Annotated in this window: 4 protein-coding genes; all 4 read left to right on the plus strand. The window is 64.5% G+C overall.

Annotated elements, in window-relative coordinates; genetic code table 11:
- Positions 1-342: 342 nt before the first annotated feature.
- Entirely contained in the window at positions 343-1,677 is a 1,335-nt protein-coding gene (locus tag FJ980_RS29165) for a murein hydrolase activator EnvC (protein ID WP_140547096.1), read from the plus strand.
- Position 1,678: 1 nt separating this feature from the next.
- Positions 1,679-3,010 (plus strand): S41 family peptidase, encoded by a 1,332-nt coding sequence (locus tag FJ980_RS29170; protein ID WP_181181333.1) that lies wholly within the window; start codon positions 1,679-1,681, stop codon positions 3,008-3,010.
- Between the two features lie 183 nt (positions 3,011-3,193).
- The gene (locus FJ980_RS29175; protein WP_140547097.1) at positions 3,194-4,393 is read left to right on the plus strand and encodes a divergent polysaccharide deacetylase family protein; all 1,200 of its coding nucleotides are present in this window, start codon (positions 3,194-3,196) and stop codon (positions 4,391-4,393) included.
- A 53-nt stretch (positions 4,394-4,446) separates the two neighbouring features.
- Complete coding sequence (locus FJ980_RS29180) at positions 4,447-4,962, plus strand: RNA pyrophosphohydrolase (protein ID WP_140547098.1); 516 nt, start codon at positions 4,447-4,449, stop codon at positions 4,960-4,962.
- Positions 4,963-5,239 lie beyond the last annotated feature (277 nt).

Genomic DNA, 5,239 nt, shown 5'->3' on the forward strand with positions numbered 1-5,239 from the left:
GGATTCCAGGGTCTGCGCGCGTCGCTTCGCTCCTTGCTCCGCCATAGAATGACGAGATCGGGCGGCTTCAACCAATCTCCGGCGTTTGCACTGATTTCACGGAAATGAACGGAAAATCTTGCACCGAGACAAACGGCAACCTTTCAAAATCCCTGTGTCGGGGAACCAGGAGACACATGGCTATCCAGATTCCCGCCTCAATGGCGCGACATCACGGTCATTATTGTGCTTACGCAATTCCGGGACGGAAAACCGTACACACTTTTCCTGGAATTGCTCTGAGCGGCGCTTCCAACATGGTTGATGGTTCGTTAACGAAGCGGCGGATAGGTTAGAGGCCTGATGTCTGAAGGCTGGACTCCGATTACGCGCGCCTGGCGCGGCCGCTGCGGCTTGACCCTTGTCGCCGCCCTGGTCGCGCTCGGGCCGGTTCGGGCGGCCGAAAATTCGCTCGACCTTGCGCCCGACCCGGATCAGAGCCGGGCCGAATACGAGCAGGTTTCGAAGGAGATCACGCTCTCGTCGGAGCGGCTGGGCAAGCTCGCCGCCGACATCGCTTCGGTGCGCAAGGACTATGCTTCGATCACCGCAGCGCTCATCCAGTCGGCGATGACGGAGCAGAAGCTCGGTCAGGACATCGAGGACATCGGCGCCAAGCTCGAAGGGCTGAAGGCAGAGGAAAAAAAGCTGCGCGCCTCGCTCATGGCGCGGCGCGACGTGCTGGCCGAAGTGCTCGGCGCATTGCAGCGCATGGGGCTCAATCCGCCGCCGGCGATCCTGGTCAAGCCCGAGGATGCGCTGTCGTCGGTGCGAAGCGCCATCCTGCTCGGCGCGGTGGTGCCGGAACTGCGCCAGCAGACCGACCGGCTGATGGCCGACCTCAAGGAGCAGACGCGTGTAACGGCCTCGATCGAGGCCGAGCGGGCCAGGCTCACCACCGCCGTCACGGACCAGACGGCGGAGAAGAAGCGACTCACCATGCTGCTCGAGGCCAAGAAGAAACTGCAGGCCGACACCCAGGCCGCGATGGCGGCCGAACAGCAGCACTCGCAGCAGCTGGCGGCGAAGGCGAGCAGCCTCAAGGACCTGATCGTCTCGCTCGAAGCCGACAAGGCGCGCAAGGCGCAGGACCAGGCCAAGGCGGGCGAGCGCAAATCGACGGACAACGACACCACGGCCTCGACCACCGAGCTCGCCGCGCTGCCGGTGCCGGAAGCGAACCGTCTCACGGGATCGGCGCCGTTCTCGGCATTGCAAGGCCAGATCGCGTTGCCGGTCATCGGCAAGATCAAGCTGCGTTTCGGCGCCGACGACGGCAATGGCGCGGCGATGCAAGGCGACATGGTTGCGACACAATCGGGAGCCATCGTCACCGCGCCGGCGGATGGAAACGTGCTTTATGCGGGGCCGTTTCGCTCGTATGGTCAACTCTTGATCCTCAACGCAGGCGACGGGTATCATGTCGTTCTGGCGGGGATGAGCAGAATCAGCGTAGCGACCGGACAGTCGGTGCTCGCAGGAGAGCCGATCGGCGCGATGGGAGAGGCCCGGGTGGCAAGCACCTCGGCCTCGCGAAATGGAAATGCGGCGCTGGAACTCTATGTTGAGTTCCGCAAGGATGGAAAACCCGTCGATCCGGCCCCATGGTGGGCGGACCGATTTTCTGGAAGGACGTGAAATGATGCGGAAACTGTCGCTTCTGTTTGCCGGCGCGCTGATGGGCGCATCGGCAATGAGCCTGGTTTACGGTGCACCGGGTTCGGCGGCGAATGCTGCGGGTTCGGAAACCTACAAGCAGCTGGCGATCTTCGGCGACATCTTCGAGCGCGTGCGCGCGAATTATGTGACGCCGCCGGACGACAAATCGCTGGTCGAGAACGCCATCAACGGCATGCTGTCCTCACTCGACCCGCACTCCTCCTACATGAATGCCGAGCAGGCGCAGGACATGCGCGTGCAGACAAAGGGCGAGTTCGGCGGCCTCGGCATCGAGGTCACCATGGAAAACGACCTGGTCAAGGTGATCACGCCGATCGACGACACGCCGGCCGCCAAGGCGGGCGTGCTTTCCGGCGATTACATCGCCAAGATCGACGGCGAGGAGGTTCGCGGCCTCACCCTCAACGACGCGGTCGAGAAGATGCGCGGGCCGGTCAACACGCCGATCAAGCTCACCATCCTGCGCCAGGGCGCCGACAAGCCGATCGAGCTGACGGTGGTTCGCGACGTCATCAAGGTCAAGGCGGTGAAGTACCGGGTCGAGAACGACATCGGCTACATGAAGATCACCTCCTTCACCGAGAAGACCTATGACGATCTCGAGAACGCCATCGAGAACATCAAGAAGCAGGTGCCGAACGACAAGCTGAAGGGCTATGTGCTCGACCTGCGCCTCAATCCGGGCGGCCTGCTCGACCAGGCGGTCAGCGTGTCGGACGCCTTCCTCAAGCGCGGCGAGATCGTCTCGACGCGCGGCCGCGATCCGAAGGACGTCACCCGCTTCGACGCCAAGCCGAAGCAGGTCGACGACATCAACGGCAAGCCGATGATCGTGCTGGTCAATGGCGGCTCGGCGAGCGCCTCGGAAATCGTCGCCGGCGCGCTGCAGGACCTGCGCCGCGTCACGGTGATCGGCACGCAGTCCTTCGGCAAGGGCTCGGTGCAGACCATCATCCCGCTCGGCGAGAACGGCGCGCTCAGGCTGACGACGGCGCTCTATTACACGCCGTCGGGCAAGTCGATCCAGGGCAAGGGCATCACGCCCGACATCAAGGTCGACCAGCCGTTGCCCCCGGATCTGCAGGGCCGCGACCTGACCCGCGGTGAATCCGACCTCAAGGGCCACATCAAGGGCGCCGACGAGAGCTCCACCGGCTCGGGCTCGGCCGCCTATGTGCCGCCGGATCCGAAGAACGACCTGCAGCTGATCTATGCCGAGCAGCTGCTGCGCGGCGAAAAGACCGATCCGTCGTTCCCGCCGAACCCGGACAAGGCCGTGATGAACCAGTAATGCGGTCCGGCTCTGGCCGGCTGCGCGAAGCAATGCAATGCTGCCGGGGCCGCGAGGTTCCGGCAGTTTGATTCGGGGACCGCGGTTGGGGCGCCACGCGTCTGGGTATCGCGCCGGCGATTGCGAAGTTCACGCGAGATGTCACGAAAAAGTGACCCTGGCGTACTTCCGGGGAAACACGACTTGGCTGAGATCGGCAAGGACATCGAACGCCCGCTCGGACAGACGATCCGGCCTCAGCGCAAGGCCTCGCGCGGCATCGGCTCCGGCTCGCTCGTCGCTGTGCTGGCCGTGCTTGGCGTGATCGGTGTTTCCGGCGCGATTGCGCTGCGTGAAAGGCCGTTCCGCAAGCCGGAAGAAGTCGCCGTTTCCACGCCGAAGGTCACCGCCGAGGCTGCTCCTGCGGCGACAGCGGCGCCGGCGCCTACGCCGGCTCCGATGGCGGCGGCGGCGCCACAGGCCAGCACGCCGATGAAGAGCGGCGGGCCGCAGATCATCCACGTTCAGACCGAAGAAGGCGACGGCCCGCCGAAGGCCGCGATCGTGATTCGCGATCCGTCGACGCTCGGCCAGAACCTGAAGGTCGCCCATATCCCGGACAGGGCGCTGATCGAGGCCGGCGACACTGGACCGCTGCCGATACGCGGCGCCGACGGCCGGCGGCCCTTCGATGTCTATGCCCGGCCTTGGTCGGGCGCGCGCGGGGCACGGGTGGCGATCGTCATCGGCGGGCTCGCTGTCTCGCAGACCGGCACGCAGGCGGCGATCGCCAAGCTGCCGGCCGAAGTGACGTTGGCCTTCGCGCCGCAAGGCAACAGCATCGGCCGCTGGATGCAGGCGGCAAGGCAGAACGGGCATGAGATCGTCATGCAGGTGCCGCTCGAGCCGTTTGATTATCCCAACGTCAATCCGGGCCGCAACACGCTGACGGTGTCGGCCAGCCCGGACGAGAACCTGAAGAGCCTGCACTGGGCGCTCTCCAGGACCACGAACTATACCGGGGTCATGAACTATATGGGCGCCCGCTTCTCGGGCGACGTTTCGGCGATGGAACCGTTCATGGCCGAGCTCGGCAAGCGGGGGCTTGCCTATATCGATGACGGCTCGTCATCGCGCAGTGTGGCGCCTGACCTGGCATTGAAGGATGGCGTACCATTCGTCGCCGGTGACACGGCGATCGATGCCGTGCAGGATCGCGGCGAAATCCTCAAGAAGCTGGACAGCCTGGAGGCGACGGCGCGGGCCAAGGGCAGCGCCGTCGGCATCGGTTCGGCCTTCGATATCACCGTCGACACGGTGACGTCGTGGATTGCCGAAGCGAAGAAGCGCGGCCTCGAGATCGTGCCGATCTCGGCGGTGGCGATCGATCCGCAAAAGGGCTAACCCTACCCGCCTCGCCGAACTCCATTCTCAAAGACGGCTGGAAACGCTGACCCATGGCCAAGAAGACCGATCCTGAAACGCTGCCTTACCGTCCGTGCGTTGGGCTGGTGATCCTCAACAAAGCAGGCCTGGTCTGGGTTGGGCACCGCATCGCCGAACCGGACAGCGAGTTTGCCGGCACGACGCAGCTTTGGCAGATGCCGCAGGGCGGCATCGACAAGGGCGAAGAGCCGATCGAGGCCGCCGGGCGCGAGCTCTACGAGGAGACCGGCATGCGCAGCGTGTCGCTGCTGGCCGAGGCGCCGCGCTGGATCAATTACGACCTGCCGGAGCATCTGGTCGGCGTCGCCTTCAAGGGCCGCTATCGCGGCCAGACGCAGAAATGGTTCGCCTACCGCTTCGAGGGCGACGAAAGCGAAATCGAGATTAATCCGCCGCCCGGTGGCCATAAGGCTGAGTTCGATGAATGGGCCTGGCGGCCGATGCGGGAGCTGCCCGACCTGATCGTGCCGTTCAAGCGTAAGGTCTATGAGCAGGTGGTTGCGGCGTTCCAGCATCTCGTCCCCTGAGGCAGTCGATATTCAGGTCATGCCGGTCTGCAAATGGCGGCTTCCTGCGCTTCCGGTGCTCACGTACTTCAAGTACGCTCCGCTCCGGCCTTCGCCGGCCGAAGCCCTCACAAGCGTCGCCGCTCTACGAAGGCTATGGCCGGCGTAGGCCGGTTCTCGGAACCCACCATTTTCGACTCGGCCTGACCTGAATCTCGACAGCCTCAGAGCAGTTGCTGCGTCGATGATAGATTGTCGATGTAATGATGGAGAGTCGCCGTGGATGACGACGCCAGCG

Source organism: Mesorhizobium sp. B1-1-5 (genome assembly GCF_006443065.1).
Taxonomy (GTDB): Bacteria; Pseudomonadota; Alphaproteobacteria; order Rhizobiales; family Rhizobiaceae; genus Mesorhizobium.

Coding starts and splice junctions, on each gene's coding strand:
- FJ980_RS29165 (WP_140547096.1), top strand. CDS start 343: ATGTCTGAAGGCTGGACTCCGATTACGCGCGCCTGGCGCGGCCGCTGC.
- FJ980_RS29170 (WP_181181333.1), top strand. CDS start 1,679: ATGATGCGGAAACTGTCGCTTCTGTTTGCCGGCGCGCTGATGGGCGCA.
- FJ980_RS29180 (WP_140547098.1), top strand. CDS start 4,447: ATGGCCAAGAAGACCGATCCTGAAACGCTGCCTTACCGTCCGTGCGTT.